The sequence below is a fragment of the Enterobacter cloacae subsp. cloacae ATCC 13047 genome (assembly GCF_000025565.1).
GTDB classification, from domain to species: domain Bacteria; phylum Pseudomonadota; class Gammaproteobacteria; order Enterobacterales; family Enterobacteriaceae; genus Enterobacter; species Enterobacter cloacae.
In genome coordinates this window covers 3,391,035-3,409,125 of sequence record NC_014121.1, presented here as the reverse complement: position 1 = coordinate 3,409,125, position 18,091 = coordinate 3,391,035, and the positions used below count along the sequence as shown (strand labels likewise).

The window sequence follows — 18,091 nt, the reverse complement described above, 5'->3', positions numbered from 1 at the left end:
TATCTCGCCAAGTCCACTCACTTTTGAACGGAATAGATTGCGTGAAAATTCTCGTCACCGGTGGTGCCGGTTTTATCGGTTCCGCGGTTATCCGACATATTATTAATAATACTCAAGATTGCGTTGTTAACGTTGATAAATTGACCTATGCCGGTAATCTGGAATCCTTGCGTGAAGTAAGCGATAGTGACCGCTATGTTTTTGAACATGCTGATATATGCGACAAAATTGCAATGGAAAAGATTTTTGCCGCTCATCAACCCGATGCAGTAATGCACCTGGCGGCAGAAAGCCATGTTGATCGCTCCATCACTGGGCCAGCTGCATTTATTGAAACAAATATTGTAGGCACTTACGTCCTGTTAGAAACGAGCCGCGCTTACTGGTCTGCACTGGATGAGCGGGCTAAATCGACATTTCGTTTTCACCATATTTCAACAGATGAAGTTTATGGCGATTTACCCCATCCTGATGAGCATCACAGCTCCTCTTCGTTACCGCTCTTTACCGAAAAAACAGCGTATGCGCCAAGCAGTCCCTATTCCGCATCAAAAGCATCAAGCGATCATTTAGTTCGTGCATGGATCCGCACCTACGGACTGCCGGGGATTGTCACTAACTGCTCCAATAACTATGGTCCTTTTCATTTCCCAGAGAAATTAATTCCACTCGTCATCCTTAATGCTCTCGAAAATAAGGCATTACCTATTTATGGCAAAGGTGACCAGATCCGCGATTGGCTATATGTTGAAGATCATGCACGTGCGTTGTATGCCGTTCTGACTACGGGTAAAACTGGCGAAACATATAATATTGGCGGCTACAACGAGAAGAAAAATATTGAGGTAGTTCATACAATATGCGATCTGCTGGATGAAATTGTTCCAAAAACAACCTCTTATCGGGACCAGATCACCTACGTAACCGATCGTCCTGGACACGATCGTCGTTATGCCATTGATGCCCGTAAAATTACAGCTGAACTAGGTTGGAAACCTCAGGAGACGTTTGAGAGTGGCATTCGAAAAACAGTCGAATGGTATTTGAACAACCAGGAATGGGTTTCTAATGTTCAAAGCGGTGCTTACAAAAGCTGGATTGAGCAGAATTATGGAGAGCGCAAGAAATGACGAAGCGTAAAGGTATCATTTTAGCTGGCGGTTCTGGTACGCGTCTTTATCCCGTAACGATGGCGGTAAGTAAACAGCTCCTGCCAATTTACGATAAACCGATGATCTATTACCCGCTTTCTACGTTAATGCTGTCGGGTATCAAGGACATTTTGATTATCAGCACGCCACAAGATACGCCTCGTTTCGAACAATTGCTGGGGGATGGCAGCCAATGGGGATTGCGCCTGCAGTATAAAGTACAGCCTAGTCCTGATGGACTGGCGCAGGCCTTTATTCTGGGTGAAGAATTTATCGGTGATGACAATTGTGCTCTGGTGTTAGGTGACAACATTTTCTATGGTCATGATTTACCCAGATTACTCGAGGATGCAGCCAGCCAGGAAAAAGGCGCGACCGTTTTTGCCTATCATGTCAGTGACCCGGAGCGTTATGGTGTCGTTGAATTTGATAAAGAAGGTGCAGCAATTGGCATTGAAGAAAAGCCTGAAAAGCCGAAGAGTAATTACGCGATAACCGGCCTCTATTTTTATGATAATGATGTTATTGAGATGGCCAAAACCTTACGCCCGTCGGCACGTGGTGAGCTTGAAATAACAGACATCAATCGTCTTTACATGCAGAAGGGACAATTGTCGGTAGCGATGATGAGACGCGGTTATGCCTGGCTTGATACCGGAACACATCAGAGTATGATCGAGGCGAGCAACTTTATTGCCACTATCGAAGAACGGCAGGGGCTGAAAGTATCCTGTCCTGAAGAGATTGCTTTCCGTCGGGGATTCATCAATGCGGAGCAGCTTCAGTTGCTTGCCGAGCCATTAAAAAAGACGGGTTATGGTCAATATCTGTTAAATCTCATTAAGGGATTAGTCTGATTTGAGCTCAACTGTTAATTTTCTTTTTTTTAGCTCGGATAGTCGTCAAATGCAGCGTTGATGCTGGTGTAAAGGCGACTAACATGGCGTTTGGATGGTTCCTGATACGGAGAAAAAGCCCTTGCCCGGCAGGGGGTGAATCTTGACAGGGAATTGGCATTAGCGCTAAAAATCCACCAGTTAATCATTGTGGTGGGCCTTTGAATGTCACCAGAAACTCATACTGAAGAAGTCAAGTAAATGAAAATAACAATCTCCGGAACAGGCTATGTTGGACTCTCGAACGGTATTCTGATTGCCCAGAACCATGAAGTGGTTGCGCTGGATATCGTGCAGTCCAAAGTGGATATGCTCAACCAGAAGAAATCGCCAATTGTTGACAAAGAAATCCAGGATTATCTTACTCATAAAGAACTGAATTTCCGCGCTACTACGGATAAAGAAGATGCCTACCGCGATGCGGATTACGTCATCATTGCCACTCCTACCGACTACGATCCGAAAACGAATTATTTCAACACATCCACTGTAGAAGCGGTCATTAAAGACGTTATCACAATCAACCCGAACGCGGTGATGGTGATTAAGTCAACCATTCCGGTAGGTTTCACTAAATCCATTAAAGAAGAGTTGGGCATCGATAACGTCTTCTTCTCGCCAGAGTTCCTGCGCGAGGGCAGGGCGTTATACGATAACCTGCATCCTTCCCGTATCGTGATTGGTGAGCGTTCTGAACGTGCTGAGCGCTTTGCTGCCCTACTGCAGGAAGGAGCAATTAAGAAAGATATTCCGGTACTGTTTACCGACTCCACTGAAGCGGAGGCGATTAAGCTTTTCGCAAATACCTACCTGGCAATGCGTGTCGCTTACTTCAACGAACTGGACAGCTACGCTGAGAGCCTGGGTTTGAACACCCGCCAGATTATCGAAGGCGTTTGTCTCGATCCGCGCATTGGTAACCACTATAACAACCCGTCATTTGGCTACGGTGGTTACTGCCTGCCAAAAGATACCAAGCAGCTGCTGGCCAACTATCAGGCTGTGCCAAACAACCTGATTTCAGCCATTGTGGATGCCAACCGCACGCGTAAGGATTTCATTTCTGATTCCATCCTCGCGCGTCAGCCGAAAGTGGTGGGTGTATATCGTCTGATCATGAAGAGCGGTTCCGATAACTTCCGCGCCTCGTCCATTCAGGGGATCATGAAGCGTATTAAAGCGAAGGGTGTTCAGGTCATTATTTATGAACCTGCAATGCAGGAAGATGAGTTCTTCCATTCACGCGTGATTCGCGATCTGGATGCATTCAAGCAGGAAGCGGACGTGATCATCTCTAACCGCATGGCAGCAGAACTGGCAGACGTGGCGGATAAAGTGTATACCCGAGATCTGTTTGGTAGCGACTGATATTTGCGTTAAGCACGTAAAAAACCCGGCCAGTGTGCCGGGTTTTTTGTTTTAGACGTTGTAGAAAGCGCGATACCAGTCCACGAAGTTTTTCACCCCGTCTTTGACTGAGGTCTGCGGTTTAAAGCCAATAACGTCATACAACGCTTTCGTATCCGCGCTGGTTTCCAGCACGTCACCTGGTTGAATCGGCATCATGTTTTTCTCTGCTTCTTTGCCGAGTGCTTCTTCCAGCGCCGTAATGTAATCCATAAGCTCAACCGGAGAGCTGTTACCAATGTTATAAACGCGATAAGGCGCGGAACTGGTCGCCGGCGAACCGGTTTCGACAGTCCAGTTTTCATCAGCCTGAGGGATGACATCCTGTAGGCGGAGAATAGCTTCGGCGATGTCATCAATATAGGTAAAGTCGCGCTTCATCTTGCCGTAGTTGTAGACATCAATGCTTTTGCCTTCGATCATCGCCTTTGTAAACTTAAACAGCGCCATGTCCGGACGTCCCCACGGGCCATACACGGTAAAGAAACGCAGACCAGTGGTCGGCAGGTTATACAGATGGGAATAAGTATGCGACATCAGCTCATTGGCTTTTTTGGTCGCCGCGTACAGTGACACCGGGTGGTCTACCGAGTCGTCAGTAGAGAAGGGCATCTTGCGGTTCAGACCATAAACGGAGCTTGATGAGGCATACAGCAGATGCTGAACGTTGTTATGGCGACAGCCTTCCAGCACGTTAAGGTGACCGACCAGGTTAGCATCCGCATACGCGTGCGGATTTTCCAGCGAGTAGCGCACACCTGCTTGTGCGGCCAGATGTATCACGCGATCAAACTTCTCAGAGGCAAACAGCGCTGCCATGGCTTCACGATCGGCTAACTCCATCTTGTGGAAGGTGAAATTCCCGGATTTCAGTAAATCCAGACGTGCCAGCTTGAGATTGACGTCGTAGTAGTCGTTCAGATTATCAATACCGACGACCTGGTGTCCGGCATCCAGCAAGCGTTTGCTGACATGCGATCCGATAAATCCTGCCGCGCCCGTAACCAAAAATTTCATATCTTCCTCGTTAACTCTTCGTTCTTGTCGATGCCTGAGACATCAGAATTGCTATATGATAGCGCGTTGGCCGCGAGTTATATAACCCATCTTTCCGATATAACTCATCGGATTCTGATAGAAAAATCGCTGGCAACAGATACACTATGTAGACATCACTTTTTTTGCCCTTTTTCATCTGTTAGGGATTGTATGACGCAGAACAACAATACTCCGGTTAATAGCAGTAATGGTCCGGAGCAAATTGATTTACTTGATTTAGTGCTACAGCTGTGGCGTGGAAAGTGGGTAATTGGCGCTTTTGTTGCTGTTTTTATCATCATTGCGGGTATTTACATCACCGTTGCAAAAGAAAAATGGACCTCGTCCGCGATCATTTCCCAGCCGGATGCGGCGCAGATTGCCACATACGCGAATGCACTGAATATTCTTTACGGTAGTGCGGCACCTTCAATGCAGGATATCCAAAACCGTGCCATTGGTCGTTTCAATTCCTCATTTTCTGCTTTAGCTCAGGCGCTTGAAAATCAGGAAATGCCAGAAAAACTGACCATCGATTCTACCGTTAAAGGGCAAGCGTTGCCGTTGAGCGTCACGTATCAAGGTGAATCTGCTGAAGCTGCGCAGAAGCAGCTGGCGCAATACATTCAGCAAGTAGACGAGCAAACGGCGAAGGAACTTGCGCTCGATCTTAAAGATAACATTAAGCAGCAGATTACCACGCTAAATGACTCTCTTGAAAACCAGGAGAAAGTTGCTCAGGAGCAAAAAGATCTGCGTATCCAACAGATCACTGAGGCGCTTAAGAATGCGGAAGCGGCGAAAATTACCACCCCGCAGATCCAGCAAACTCAGGACGTGACTCAGGAAACCATGTTCCTGCTGGGAAGCGAAGCGCTGAAATCGATGATTGATAACGAAGCGTCTCGTCCACTGGTCTTCCCTGGTGCGTATTATCAGACCAAACAAAACTTACTGGATATTGAGAAGCTAAACGTTAAGCCGGACACTATTCATGTCTATCGTTACGTCATGAAGCCGGATCTTCCTATCCGACGTGACAGCCCGAAAAAGGCCATCACGTTAATTCTGGCAGTCTTGCTCGGTGGGATTATCGGTTCAGGTGTGGTTCTCGGCCGCAACGCGTTGCGTAACTACAAACCAAAAGCCTGACTTGCAGATAAAAAAAACCGGGGAAATTCCCCGGTTTTTTTATTTATGCCGCTTACGAAGATTCTCAATCACCGCCGTTAAATCCAGCTCCTGATCCTGCAGCAGCACCAGCAGGTGATACATCAAATCAGACGCTTCGTTGGTCAGCTCTTCGCGGTCATGCACCGTCGCGGCCAGCGCGGTCTCAACGCCTTCTTCACCCACTTTCTGCGCAATACGCTTGGTGCCGCTTGCATACAGCTTCGCCGTATACGAACTGGAAGGATCTGCCGTTTTACGCTCAGCCAGTAACTGCTCCAGTTGATACAGGAACAGCCACTGGTGGCTTGCCTCTCCGAAGCAACTGCTGGTGCCTTTATGGCAGGTGGGACCGATGGGGTTAGCCAGAACCAGCAGAGTATCGTTGTCGCAATCCGGCGTAATGCTAACCACATTCAGGAAGTGGCCAGAGGTTTCCCCTTTGGTCCACAGGCGCTGTTTCGTGCGCGAGAAAAAGGTCACTTTACCGCTGTCGACCGTTTTCGCCAGCGCCTCCTGGTTCATATATCCCAGCATCAGCACTTCACCGGAAACGGCATGCTGGACAACCACGGGCAGTAATCCGTCCGTTTTTTCCCAGTCCAGCTGCGCCTGTTGTTGCTCTGTTAACATACCCTGATCTCCACGCCCTGGTCGGCCAGGTACGTTTTTAACTCACCAATATTGATAATCTGTTTGTGGAACACGGAAGCCGCCAGCGCGCCGTCAACGTTCGCATCGCGGAAGGCTTCCAGGAAGTGTTCCATAGTGCCCGCGCCGCCGGAGGCGATCAGCGGTACGTGACAAACCGCACGCACTTTTTTCAGCTGTTCCAGATCGTAACCGTTACGCACGCCGTCCTGGTTCATCATGTTCAGCACAATTTCGCCCGCGCCACGTTTTTGCACTTCCTGAACCCAGTCCAGCGTCTCCCATTGGGTCACGCGGGTACGGCTTTCGTCGCCAGTATACTGGTTGACGTGATACTTGCCGGTGGCCGCGTCATACCAGGTGTCGATCCCGACAACAATACACTGCACGCCAAAGCGATCGGCCAGACGGGTGATCAGCTCCGGGTCGGCCAGCGCAGGGGAGTTGATTGAAATTTTGTCGGCACCAAAGGAGAGGATTTTCGCCGCATCTTCTGCAGACTTAATCCCGCCCGCCACGCAGAACGGAATATCAATCACTTCTGCGACGCGCGCGACCCAGCTTTTGTCCACCACGCGGCCATCGCTGGAGGCGGTGATATCATAAAATACCAGTTCGTCTGCACCTTCATCGGCATAGCGTTTTGCCAGTGGGACGATGTCGCCGATGATCTCGTGGTTGCGGAACTGCACGCCTTTTACGACTTGGCCGTCACGTACGTCCAGGCAAGGGATTATCCGTTTTGCCAGCATTGAATCGCCTCCGTCACAGTAAATTTTCCTTCCAGCAGGGCCCGGCCCACAATCACACCCTTGACGCCGGTCCCGCGCAGCGCGGCGATGTCATTAATATCACCTATGCCACCAGAGGACTGAAACGCCACCTGCGGATAGCGGGTGCAAACTTCTTGATATAAAGAAACGTTAGAGCCTGCCAGCGTGCCGTCGCGAGAGATATCGGTGCACAGCACGTGCTTCAGACCAACGGGCAGATAAATATCCACCAGCTCCTCCAGGGTAACGCCAGAATTCTCCTGCCAGCCGCTTACCGCTACCTGCTTGTTACCCTGTTCATCGATACGGACATCCAGGGCCAGCACCAGCGCGTCGGCACCAAAGCGGCGGAACCAGCCTTTCACCGTGTCGGGGTCTTTGACCGCCGTCGAGCCGACCACCACGCGCGCCACGCCCGCGTCCAGCAGTGCCGCAATGTCATCTTCCGTGCGCACACCGCCACCAACCTGTACGGGGACATCCACGCCCGCCACCAGTTTTTTTAACAGTGGGATCTGGCGTTTTGCCGGATCTTTCGCGCCCGTTAAATCCACCAGGTGCAGCACCTGCGCACCCTGAGCGGCATAATCCTGCAGGCGGGGCAGCGGATCGTTACCGTAGTCGCGCTGCTGGCCGTAATCACCCTGATGAAGACGAACAACCGTGCCGTCAATTAAGTCTAAAGCGGGAATAATCATCACATCTCCAGGAAGTTTTTCAGCAGCTGAGCGCCTGCGGCACCCGAACGTTCCGGGTGAAACTGCACGCCGAAGAAGTTATCTTTCTGCACTGCCGCGGTAAACGCCTCGCCATAATTGCACTGGGCGATGGTGTAAGGATTCACCGGCATGGCGTAGCTGTGCACGAAGTAGAAGTAAGCGCCATCCTCAATGCCGCGAAACAGTCTGTCACCCGCTTTCGCATAAACGCGGTTCCAGCCCATATGTGGCAGTGGTAAACCGTGATCGGCCATTTTTGGCACGTCTTCTTCAATAATACCCAGCAGTTCGACGCCGTTGCTCTCTTCACTACGACGGCCGAGCAGTTGCATACCCAGGCAAATCCCGAGCACTGGCTGGGTACAGGCTTTGATGAGATCGACCAGTTCACGCTCGTGGATCTGATCCATCGCCGCCTGCGCGGTGCCTACACCAGGCAGGAAGAGTTTGTCTGCGCGCAGCACGACGTCCGGGTCACGGCTCACCACCGGCTCGTAGCCGTGGCGCGCAATGGCCGATTTCACGGAGTTCAGGTTGGCGCATCCGGTATCCAGAATCACCACATTCATTACAGCACTCCTTTTGATGAGGGCAGGGCGTCACCTTCCACACGAATTGCCTGGCGCAGGGTACGGCCAAAGGCCTTGAACAGGCTCTCCACTCGGTGGTGGTCGTTCTTGCCTTTGGTCTTCAGGTGCAGCGTCAGGCCCATGGTGTAGGACAATGAACGGAAGAAGTGCTCCACCATTTCGGTGCTGAGATCGCCCACGCGCTGGTAGGTGAAATCGGCTTTATATTCCAGGTGCGGACGACCGGAGATATCCATCGCACAGCGCGCCAGGCACTCATCCATTGGCAGAACAAACCCAAAACGGTTGATGCCACGTTTGTCGCCCAGGGCCAGCTTCAGCGCTTCGCCCAGCGCCAGACCGGTGTCTTCAACGGTGTGGTGGTCGTCAATGTAGAGATCGCCTTTAACCGTAATCTCCATGCGGAAGCCGCCGTGGGTGGCAATCTGATCCAGCATGTGGTCGAAGAAACCCACCCCAGTGTGGATCTTGCTGCCGCCTTCGCGATCCAGCCACACCTTCACGTCAATCTGTGTCTCTTTGGTGTTGCGTTCTACGTGCGAGTAGCGGTCACGTTTGGTGAGCTGCTCGCCAATCTTTACCCAGTTGAGATCGTCGCGGTTGTAGCGCAGCCCGGTGATGCCCATATTTTCGGCAAGCGTAATGTCGGTGGCGCGATCGCCAATAACGTAGCTGTTAGCTTTATCCAGGACATCTTCCAGCAGATAGCGTTCTACCAGTTTCACCTTCGGCTTGCGGCAGTCGCACGCATCGGCAGGCAGATGTGGGCAAATCAGCACCTCATCAAATACCACCCCCTGAGAGGTGAGTACCTGCATCATCAGATTATGCGGGCCGTCAAAGTCGGCCTGCGGGAAGCTGTCGGTACCCAGACCGTCCTGGTTGGTGATCATCACCAGCTTATATCCGGCTTTCTGCAGTTTCAGCAGCACCGGGATCACGTCTGGTTCAAAAGCCAGTTTGTCGAAACGATCGACCTGAAAATCGGTTGGTGGCTCCGAAATCAGGGTGCCGTCTCGGTCGATAAAGAGGATCTTCTGGCTCATACTTTCTCCGCTTTCAGTGCGTCAATCAGGCGCTGGCTCTCTGAACGGGTACCTACGGTAATACGCAGGCAGCCGCTCAGAGAAGGTTGTTTATTTTGATCACGTAAGATAATGCCCTGATCCCATAAAGATTTAAATACGGCACTGGAGGCGGTAAAGCGAACCAGGAGGTAGTTGGTTTCAGAGTCGAACACCTGCTCTACGCAAGGGATCGCTTTCAGGGCGGTCACCAGGTACTGTCGCTCTTCCAGGATTTGCGCCACACGCTCACGCATCGCATTAATCCCTTGCAGGGTCAGGGCCTGAGCGGCAATGTCAGCCACGGGAGTAGAAAGCGGATAGGGGGCGATCACTTTCAGCAGCAGGTCGATCACCGCTTTATTGGCCAGCGTAAACCCGCAGCGCAGACCTGCGAGCGCAAAGGCTTTCGACAGCGTACGCAGCACCACCAGGTGTGGGTACTCTTCCAGCCAGCCGGCCAGCGTCGCCTGAGGGCAGAACTCAATATAGGCTTCGTCGGCGACCACCAGTGCTTTGCCGCGGGTCATCTCCAGCAGGGTTCGGATATCCTGAGGGTTGATAATCTGCCCGGTCGGGTTGTTGGGGCTACAGACAAAGACCACCTTCACGCCGTCCAGATTGTCGGCAATTCCCTGCAGGTCCAGCTGCCAGTTCTCCAGGGAGAGCACGTTACGGCACGCCACGCCAAAGGTTTCCGCGCTGACGCTGTACATGCCGTAGGTAGGCTGGCAATACATCACCGCATCTTTACCTGGCTCGCAGAACGCGCGGATCAACAGCTCAATGCCTTCATCCGCACCGCGGCTGACCAGCACCTGCTCCGGCTTCACGCCTGCATATTGCGCATAGTTTTCAATCACTGCTTTTGGCTGACACTCCGGATAACGGTTCAGCGTCTGCTGTGACAGCTCAAACTGTACCGCTGTCGGGAATTCGTTGGCGTTCAGCCAGACATCACCGTTGCCGCCCAGGCGACGAGCAGACTGATAAGGCGTCAGTCGACGGACATTTTCCCGCGCTAATTCTTCAATGTTCATGCTTGCTCCTTCAGGGCTGCAACGCGCAGCGTAACGGCGTTTTTGTGGGCGGTCAGGCGCTCGGCGGCGGCCAGCGTCTCAATGGTGGACGCCAGCGAGGCAAACCCTTCACGGGAGAGTTCCTGCACGGTCATGCGTTTCTGGAAATCGGCCAGGCCCAGGCTGGAACAGGTCGAGGTGTAACCATACGTCGGCAGAACGTGGTTGGTGCCGGAGGCGTAATCGCCAGCGGATTCCGGGGACCAGTCGCCGAGGAAAACCGAACCTGCACTGGTGATGCTGTCGACCAGGTCGCGCGCGTTGCGGGTCTGAATAATCAGGTGCTCCGGGCCGTACTGGTTGGAGATAGCGATGCACTGGTCAAGATCGCGCGCCACAATCAGGCGGCTGGCGGATAACGCCTGGCGTGCCGTGTCGGCGCGGGGTAAGTCGGCAAGCTGACGCTCTACGGCTTCACCCACGCGTTTGGCCATATCGGCATCTGGCGTCAGTAAAATCACCTGCGAATCCGGGCCGTGTTCCGCCTGGGATAACAGGTCAGACGCCACAAAATCCGGCGTGGCGCCGCTGTCGGCAATCACCAGCACTTCCGACGGACCCGCGGGCATATCAATGGCCGCGCCATCAAGACGCTGGCTGACCTGGCGCTTGGCTTCGGTGACAAAGGCATTGCCCGGGCCGAAAATTTTGTCGACCTTCGGGATAGATTCAGTGCCAAACGCGAGGGCAGAAATCGCCTGCGCGCCGCCGACTTTAAACACTTCCTGCACGCCACAGAGTTTTGCAGCATAGAGAATTTCATCGGCAATCGGTGGTGGGGAGCAGAGCACCACTTTCTGGCAACCGGCAATACGTGCCGGGGTGGCCAACATTAATACGGTTGAGAACAGCGGGGCGGAGCCGCCAGGGATGTAAAGACCCACCGAGGCGACCGGACGGGTCACCTGCTGGCAACGCACACCCGGCAGCGTTTCCACATCAACGGTCTGCAGTTTCTGCGCGACGTGGAAGGTCTCGATGTTTTTCACCGCGACGGCCATCGCCTGTTTGATGTCATCACCCAGACGATTACTGGCATCAATGATTTCCTGTTCGGTAACCTTTAATGCATCAACTTCCGTTTTATCAAACTTTGCACTGTATTCCCGCAGCGCTTCATCGCCACGGGTTTTGACGTTATTCAGGATCTCCGTCACGGTACGGGTGATGCTTTCGGAGGCGCTGATGGCCGGGCGCATTAACAGCTCGCGCTGCTGTTCGTCAGTACACTCATTCCAGGTAATGATAGTGTTAAAGCTCATGGCAATTACTCCATCATCTTCTCAATTGGCAGCACCAGAATGGAGCTTGCGCCCAGTGCCTTCAGTTTTTCCATGGTTTCCCAGAACAGCGTTTCGCTACTGACCATGTGCATCGCCACACGCTGCTGATCGCCCGCCAGTGGCAGAATGGTAGGGCGCTCAGCACCTGGCAGCAGGGCGATCACTTCGTCCAGACGTTCGGTTGGTGCATGCATCATGATGTATTTGGATTCACGGGCCTGAATCACGCCCTGGATACGGGTCAGCAGTTTGTCGATCAACTGCTGCTTGGCGTCAGCCATTTCGCCGTCACGCTGGATCAGGCACGCTTTGGAGCGGTAGATCACTTCTACTTCGCGCAGGCCGTTCGCTTCCAGGGTGGCACCGGTCGAGACGAGGTCGCAAATGGCATCCGCCAGGCCCGCACGCGGCGCGACTTCAACAGAACCATTCAGCAGACAGGATTTAAACTGCACGCCTTTCTGATCCAGATAGCGTTTTAACAGGTGAGGGTAAGAGGTAGCGATGCGTTTGCCGTTCAGCGCGGCCGGGCCATCCCAGGCTTCATCAACCGGTGTTGCCAGCGACAGGCGGCAGCCGCCGAAGTCCAGGCGACGCAGGGTGAAGTAACGCGGATCTTCACCCTGAGCGCGACGGGTCAGGAGCTCTTCTTCCAGTACGTTTTCACCGATGATGCCAAGGTCAACGACACCGTCCATTACCAGGCCCGGGATATCGTCATCACGCACGCGCAGAATGTCGATGGGCATGTTTTCAGCCAGGGCAATCAGGCGCTGGGTGTGCAGGTTGATTTTAATCCCGCAGCGGGCCAGCAGTTCGCGTGAATCATCACTCAAACGGCCTGATTTTTGAATAGCTATGCGTAAACGTGAGTTATCTAACATTCTGTGTTCCTCGTTAACCTGTTTTAATCTGTCTGAATTTGGTCCAAAAAAAAGCCCCCGGAAGAAGATCTTCCGGGGGCTTTTTCATGCGTTCATGCACCACTGGAAGATCCAAACGTCTTCCAGCACACATCGCCTGAAAGACTAGTCAGGATGATGGTGATGATGGTGGTGTTTAAATTGAACGCGTGTCATATAAATTCTCGATGAATGCTTATTCATTTGATGTCTTTTAACCTAAACCAGTTGTGTGACACATTGCAAGGGCTTTTTTTGATCATTAATTCATTTCATATTGATGCTATGAATTGTGTGTTCTGCTGCGCTGGCGTAGCCTTATGAGAGACGAGTGAGAGTCAGGAGAATTCACATGAAAAAGGTCGCGATTGTCGGTTTAGGATGGCTGGGAATGCCGCTGGCGATGTCATTAGCCGCGAAAGGCTGGCATGTGACCGGGAGCAAAACCACGGCGGATGGCGTGGAGGCGGCGCGCATGTGCGGTATTGATGGCGTCGAGCTGCGTCTTGAACCAGAACTGGTATGTGATACTGACGATCTGGACACGCTGATGAATGTGGATGCGCTGGTCATTACGCTTCCCGCGCGTCGCAGCGGTCCGGGCGAATCATTCTATCTGCAGGCGATGCAGGAGATTGTCGACAGCGCACTGGCACACGATGTGCCGCGTATTATTTTTACCAGCTCAACCTCGGTCTACGGTGATGTTGAAGGTGTGGTGAAGGAGACTACCGAGCGCCGTCCTGTTACCGCGAGCGGAAAAGTGTTAAAAGAGCTGGAAGACTGGCTGCACAACCTGCCGGGAACGCAGGTTGATATCCTGCGTCTGGCGGGGCTGGTTGGCCCTGGGCGACACCCGGGACGCTTTTTTGCCGGCAAGTCTGCCCCCGATGGGCAACATGTGGTGAATCTGGTGCATCTAGACGATGTAGTCGGGGCAATTGAGCTCCTCTTGCAGGCTCCAAAGGGCGGGCACATCTATAATATATGTGCACCCTCTCATCCTGCGCGAAGCACATTTTACCCGCTGATGGCGCGTCAGTTGGGTCTGGCGCCACCCGTTTTTGGTGAGACAAAGGACGAAAGCAAAGGCAAAATTGTCGATGGCAACCGCATTTGTCATGAACTGGGTTTTGAGTATCAGTATCCCGATCCGCTGGTGATGCCCATGGCATAAGTCCTCCGGCGGAATCTATCGCACACCGGAAGGGGGCGAACATGAAACCGCTGCTGGATGTTCTCATTATTCTGGATGCACTGGAAAAAGAAGGCAGCTTTGCGGCTGCCTCAGCGAAGCTCTACAAAACCCCTTCAGCGCTGAGCTACACGGTTCATAAACTGGAAAGCGATCTGAATATCCAGATCCTCGATCGCTCTGGCCACCGGGCCCGCTTTACCCGCACCGGACAAATGCTGCTGGAAAAAGGGCGTGAAGTGCTGCACACCGTCCGCGAACTGGAAAAACAGGCCATCAAACTTCATCAGGGCTGGGAAAATGAACTGGTGATTGGCGTTGACGATACTTTTCCGTTTTCCCTGCTGACGCCGCTAATTGAAGCGTTTTATCAGCGCCACAGCGTGACCCGGCTGATTTTTATTAATGGTGTACTGGGCGGCTCCTGGGAGGCCTTGGTTCAGGGGAGGGCGGATATCATCGTCGGCGCATTACATGAACCTCCTCAACTGAGCGATTTTGGGTTTGCCCGCCTCGGGATACTTGAGCAAGTTTTTGCGGTTGCTCCGCATCATCCGCTGGCCCGGGAGCCCGAGCCCATTAACCGGCGCGTTATTAAAGGTTACCGTGCCATTGTGGTGGGCGACAGCTCGCGGCCGGAATGTGCCGTATCGTCGCAACTGCTTGATGAGCAGGAGGCCATTACCGTTTTTGATTTTAAAACCAAGCTGGAATTGCAAATCAGTGGGCTGGGTTGCGGCTATTTACCTCGCTATCTGGCGCAGCGATTTCTTGATAGCGGCGCGCTGATTGAAAAACAGGTGCTGGCTCAAAGCAGTAATGAATCGGTCTGGGTTGGCTGGAATGAACAAACGGCGGGGTTAGCCAGCGCCTGGTGGCGGGACGAAATTTTAGCAAATAGTGCTATCGCCGCTGTCTATACGCAGAGCAGCGTCCATAAATCAGCCAGTTAGCGCAGGAATATTTACAATGCCTTTGTAAAGTATTGCGTTTTGTATCTGATGTGGGGCAAAATGCGCCGCAGCAACCAAAGGAATAATCGACGATATAAAAGGCGTCGGTTATTTTTTTTTGCATGTATGAAACGAAACTAAAAACCAAGAGGCCGGGCTTCGTACCGGATAGATATTTACTAAAATCCGACAGTTGTTGTCGCTGAGGAAGAAAGAAATGGGGCAATTTTTCGCTTACGTGGCGGTTATCACCGTAAAGGAGAATAACTATGTCGCATAACGCAACTCCAAACACCTCTCGCGTGGAATTACGTAAAACACTTACGTTGATTCCGGTTGTTATGATGGGCCTTGCCTATATGCAACCAATGACGCTGTTCGATACATTCGGTATCGTATCAGGCCTTACTGACGGTCACGTGGCAACGGCGTATGCCTTTGCACTGGTCGCTATTCTCTTTACAGCGCTGAGCTACGGTAAACTGGTTCGCCGTTTCCCGTCTGCAGGCTCTGCCTACACCTATGCTCAGAAATCCATTAGCCCGGCGGTTGGCTTTATGGTGGGCTGGTCATCCCTGCTGGACTACCTGTTCATGCCGATGATCAACATTCTGCTGGCAAAAATTTACTTCGAAGCGCTGGTACCTTCCGTACCGTCGTGGCTCTTTGTTGTTGCGTTAGTGGCCTTTATGACCATCTCTAACCTGCGCAGCATTAAGACCGTGGCGAACTTCAACACCCTGATTGTTATTCTGCAAATGGGTATTGTTGCGGTTATTGTGGGTTTGATCATTTACGGTGTTTCTCACGGTGAAGGCGCGGGCACGCTGGTCAGCTCTCGTCCGTTCTGGTCTGAAGGGGCACATGTGGTGCCGATGATCACCGGTGCGACTATTCTGTGCTTCTCGTTCCTGGGCTTCGACGGTATCTCTTCTCTGTCTGAAGAGACCAAAGATGCAGAACGCGTGATCCCACGAGCCATTTTCCTGACTGCGTTGATTGGTGGCATGATCTTCATTGGTGCCTCCTACTTCCTGCAGCTCTACTTCCCGGATATCTCTCGTTTCAAAGAGCCGGATGCTTCACAGCCTGAAATCATGCTGTATGTCGCAGGGAAAACCTTCCAGTGGGGCGTACTGATCTTCTCCAGCGTTACCGTTCTGGCTTCTGGTATGGCTGCGCATGCAGGGGTTTCTCGCCTGATGTATGTAATGGGTCGTGACGGTGTGTTCCCAACCCGTTTCTTCGGCTACGTTCATCCGAAATGGCGTACTCCGGCGTGGAACGTGCTGTTGGTTGGCGCAATCGCCCTGATGGCCATTAAATTTGACCTGGTGACGGCAACGGCACTGATTAACTTTGGTGCGCTGGTGGCCTTTACCTTTGTTAACCTCTCCGTGATCTCGCAGTTCTGGATCCGTGAGAAGCGCAACAAAACGCTGAAAGACCACTTCAATTACCTGGTTCTGCCAATGTGCGGTGCGCTGACGGTCGGTGCATTGTGGATTAACCTGGAAGAGAGCTCTATGATTCTGGGGCTGATCTGGGGTGGTATTGGTCTGGTTTACCTGGCCTGCGTGACGAAGAGCTTCCGTAACCCGGTTCCTCAGTACGAAGACGTTGCGTAATACCGTGTCGGGTGGCGGCTACGCTTACCCGACCGACAAAACCCGTAGGCCCGCGTAAGTGCAGCACCACCGGGCAAAAAAAACCGGAGACCATCGCCTCCGGTTTTTTTATCGTTGAATTTCAGACTATCTCTTGTACGTACCTGAACAGGGCTTTCAGCAGCGCCTGCTTCTCTTCATTCCCTTCGTATTGGCCGTAAAGCATCTCCAGCTCCTGCGCATAGCCGTGCAGATATTCAGGCGTAAACACATTACGACGATGCTGCAGCCAGCATTCCTGCTCAGCTTCATCCAGCGTGCCGGGATAGTTACGCGCACGGTAATTAAACATCAACTTCTCAATGCGTTTATCCGCGAAGGTGATGTCCAGCGCGGGCAGGTTACGCGGTTCAGTTTGCAGGACGATGTTCATCGCAGCACGGTCGGCATCGCTGAAGAAGCCGTTATACAGCTGCGCATCCACGTTTTCGGACGGCACGAATGGCTCGGCTTCGGCAAATATGGCGACGACTTTCTCGCGCACCTGCGGATTTTCGCGCAGTATTTTAAGGTTATCCAGGCAGTGCTGGCGGTTGATCCCGAGCCTGTCAGCATCTTCCGGGCGCAGCGTATTGGCCTGCGCCAGTACCGGACATTTATTGATATGCACCAGTTTGACCGGCACCGCGGGCAGGTCTCCCAGCGCATCTTTCGGGGTATAGAGGCGCTCACGCAAGGTATCGCTGTCGAGCTCCAGCAGCGGGGATATATCCCCGGCTAAATCCACCATGATGACCGCGTTACGGTTATCCGGATGCCAGGCCAGCGGTGCCACCCAGCTGGTGTTGCCGCGCCAGGCACCAAACATGCCGGAGATATGCACCAGCGGTTTCATCTGCGGCACATCAATCAGCGTCATCAGTTTCTGCTTACTGCGATGACTCAACAGATACTCAAACAGGCGTGGTTGTGCGGTTTTAACGAGCTTCGCCATGGCAATGGTGGCGTAGACGTCGGCCATCGCGTCGTGGGCATTACTATGCTCAATGCCGTTGGCGCGCGTCAGGTGCTCCAGCCGGAAGCTTGGCAATCCGTCTTCGTTCTCTGGCCAGTTAATCCCCTCCGGACGCAGCGCATAACAGGCGCGCATGATATCCAGCAAATCCCAGCGCGAATTGCGGTTCTGCCAGCTCCAGGCGTAGGGATCGTAGAAGTTGCGGTAGAAGATGTTGCGCGTCACTTCATCATCGAAACGGATATTGTTATACCCGACCACGCAGGTATGGGGAACGGTGAACAGATCGTGGATACGGCGGGCGAACTCTGCCTCGTTAACGCCTTTTTCCCGCGCTTCCTGGGGCGTTATCCCCGTGACCATGACCGCGCCGGGCTGCGGCAGGTAGTCATCGGCAGGTTTGCAGTAAAAGACCTCTGGCTCACCAATAATATTGAATTCGTCGTCAGTACGGATGGCGGCAAACTGCGCCGGTCGGTCCAGCGCCGGGTGGGTGCCAAAGGTTTCGTAGTCGTGGAATAAAAAAGTCGGGCGTGCGGCAGAGTCAGACACCAGTAATACCATCCTGTTAAAAAGTGACGTCACTATGGTAAACGAT

At 52.6% G+C, this 18,091-nt stretch carries 19 protein-coding genes and 1 other annotated feature; of the genes, 8 read left to right on the top strand and 11 right to left on the bottom strand.

Annotated elements, in window-relative coordinates; all coding sequences use genetic code 11:
- Window positions 1-41: 41 nt before the first annotated feature.
- From rfbB to ugd, 3 genes are all read left to right on the top strand, one after another.
- Window positions 42-1,130, top strand: coding sequence for a dTDP-glucose 4,6-dehydratase (gene rfbB, locus ECL_RS16575; RefSeq protein ID WP_013097852.1), 1,089 nt, complete (start codon window positions 42-44; stop codon window positions 1,128-1,130).
- Window positions 1,127-2,008 (top strand): glucose-1-phosphate thymidylyltransferase RfbA, encoded by an 882-nt coding sequence (gene rfbA / locus ECL_RS16570; RefSeq protein ID WP_013097851.1) that lies wholly within the window; start codon window positions 1,127-1,129, stop codon window positions 2,006-2,008. The genes rfbB and rfbA overlap by 4 nt, the downstream gene beginning before the upstream one ends.
- 240 nt (window positions 2,009-2,248) lie before the next feature.
- Window positions 2,249-3,415, top strand: a complete 1,167-nt coding sequence (gene ugd, locus ECL_RS16565) for a UDP-glucose 6-dehydrogenase (RefSeq protein ID WP_013097850.1) — start codon at window positions 2,249-2,251, stop codon at window positions 3,413-3,415.
- Window positions 3,416-3,466: 51 nt separating this feature from the next.
- Here the strand turns inward: ugd and ECL_RS16560 are convergent, their stop codons facing one another.
- The gene (locus ECL_RS16560; protein ID WP_013097849.1) at window positions 3,467-4,471 is read right to left on the bottom strand and encodes an NAD-dependent epimerase; all 1,005 of its coding nucleotides are present in this window, start codon (window positions 4,469-4,471) and stop codon (window positions 3,467-3,469) included.
- 192 nt (window positions 4,472-4,663) lie between these two features.
- Between ECL_RS16560 and wzzB the strand changes: the two genes are divergently transcribed.
- Window positions 4,664-5,644 (top strand): LPS O-antigen chain length determinant protein WzzB, encoded by a 981-nt coding sequence (gene wzzB, locus ECL_RS16555; RefSeq protein ID WP_013097848.1) that lies wholly within the window; start codon window positions 4,664-4,666, stop codon window positions 5,642-5,644.
- A gap of 39 nt (window positions 5,645-5,683) precedes the next feature.
- Here the strand turns inward: wzzB and hisIE are convergent, their stop codons facing one another.
- The 9 genes from hisIE to hisL all read right to left on the bottom strand — a co-directional run bounded on the left by hisIE (window position 5,684) and on the right by hisL (window position 12,900).
- Window positions 5,684-6,295, bottom strand: coding sequence for a bifunctional phosphoribosyl-AMP cyclohydrolase/phosphoribosyl-ATP diphosphatase HisIE (gene hisIE / locus ECL_RS16550; RefSeq protein WP_000954830.1), 612 nt, complete (start codon window positions 6,293-6,295; stop codon window positions 5,684-5,686).
- Complete coding sequence (gene hisF / locus ECL_RS16545) at window positions 6,289-7,065, bottom strand: imidazole glycerol phosphate synthase subunit HisF (protein WP_013097847.1); 777 nt, start codon at window positions 7,063-7,065, stop codon at window positions 6,289-6,291. The genes hisIE and hisF overlap by 7 nt, the downstream gene beginning before the upstream one ends.
- Window positions 7,047-7,784 (bottom strand): 1-(5-phosphoribosyl)-5-[(5-phosphoribosylamino)methylideneamino]imidazole-4-carboxamide isomerase, encoded by a 738-nt coding sequence (hisA, locus tag ECL_RS16540; RefSeq protein WP_013097846.1) that lies wholly within the window; start codon window positions 7,782-7,784, stop codon window positions 7,047-7,049. Before hisA ends, hisF begins: the two co-directional genes overlap by 19 nt.
- Complete coding sequence (gene hisH / locus ECL_RS16535; protein WP_001103580.1) at window positions 7,784-8,374, bottom strand: imidazole glycerol phosphate synthase subunit HisH; 591 nt, start codon at window positions 8,372-8,374, stop codon at window positions 7,784-7,786. Before hisH ends, hisA begins: the two co-directional genes overlap by 1 nt.
- The gene (gene hisB / locus ECL_RS16530; RefSeq protein WP_013097845.1) at window positions 8,374-9,441 is read right to left on the bottom strand and encodes a bifunctional histidinol-phosphatase/imidazoleglycerol-phosphate dehydratase HisB; all 1,068 of its coding nucleotides are present in this window, start codon (window positions 9,439-9,441) and stop codon (window positions 8,374-8,376) included. The genes hisH and hisB overlap by 1 nt, the downstream gene beginning before the upstream one ends.
- Complete coding sequence (gene hisC, locus ECL_RS16525; protein ID WP_013097844.1) at window positions 9,438-10,499, bottom strand: histidinol-phosphate transaminase; 1,062 nt, start codon at window positions 10,497-10,499, stop codon at window positions 9,438-9,440. The genes hisB and hisC overlap by 4 nt, the downstream gene beginning before the upstream one ends.
- Window positions 10,496-11,800 (bottom strand): histidinol dehydrogenase, encoded by a 1,305-nt coding sequence (gene hisD, locus ECL_RS16520; protein WP_013097843.1) that lies wholly within the window; start codon window positions 11,798-11,800, stop codon window positions 10,496-10,498. The genes hisC and hisD overlap by 4 nt, the downstream gene beginning before the upstream one ends.
- 5 nt (window positions 11,801-11,805) lie before the next feature.
- Window positions 11,806-12,705: an ATP phosphoribosyltransferase gene (gene hisG / locus ECL_RS16515; protein WP_000886595.1), complete on the bottom strand. Its 900-nt coding sequence runs from the start codon at window positions 12,703-12,705 to the stop codon at window positions 11,806-11,808.
- 45 nt (window positions 12,706-12,750) lie between these two features.
- Window positions 12,751-12,874, bottom strand: a sequence feature (His leader region).
- On the bottom strand, window positions 12,850-12,900 hold the full coding sequence (gene hisL, locus ECL_RS16510; RefSeq protein WP_001364200.1) for a his operon leader peptide: 51 nt from the start codon (window positions 12,898-12,900) through the stop codon (window positions 12,850-12,852). It overlaps the preceding feature by 25 nt.
- 175 nt (window positions 12,901-13,075) lie before the next feature.
- Between hisL and ECL_RS16505 the strand changes: the two genes are divergently transcribed.
- From ECL_RS16505 to ECL_RS16490, 4 genes are all read left to right on the top strand, one after another.
- Window positions 13,076-13,900 carry an SDR family oxidoreductase gene (locus ECL_RS16505; protein WP_013097842.1) on the top strand — a complete coding sequence of 275 codons (825 nt, stop codon included), beginning with the start codon at window positions 13,076-13,078 and terminating at the stop codon, window positions 13,898-13,900.
- 41 nt (window positions 13,901-13,941) lie between these two features.
- Window positions 13,942-14,871, top strand: coding sequence for a LysR substrate-binding domain-containing protein (locus ECL_RS16500; protein ID WP_013097841.1), 930 nt, complete (start codon window positions 13,942-13,944; stop codon window positions 14,869-14,871).
- Window positions 14,872-15,088: 217 nt separating this feature from the next.
- The gene (yoeI, locus tag ECL_RS16495; RefSeq protein WP_099458931.1) at window positions 15,089-15,151 is read left to right on the top strand and encodes a membrane protein YoeI; all 63 of its coding nucleotides are present in this window, start codon (window positions 15,089-15,091) and stop codon (window positions 15,149-15,151) included.
- Window positions 15,141-16,499: an APC family permease gene (locus tag ECL_RS16490; protein WP_013097840.1), complete on the top strand. Its 1,359-nt coding sequence runs from the start codon at window positions 15,141-15,143 to the stop codon at window positions 16,497-16,499. The genes yoeI and ECL_RS16490 overlap by 11 nt, the downstream gene beginning before the upstream one ends.
- A 121-nt stretch (window positions 16,500-16,620) precedes the next feature.
- Here the strand turns inward: ECL_RS16490 and sbcB are convergent, their stop codons facing one another.
- On the bottom strand, window positions 16,621-18,057 hold the full coding sequence (gene sbcB / locus ECL_RS16485) for an exodeoxyribonuclease I (protein ID WP_370626772.1): 1,437 nt from the start codon (window positions 18,055-18,057) through the stop codon (window positions 16,621-16,623).
- Window positions 18,058-18,091 lie beyond the last annotated feature (34 nt).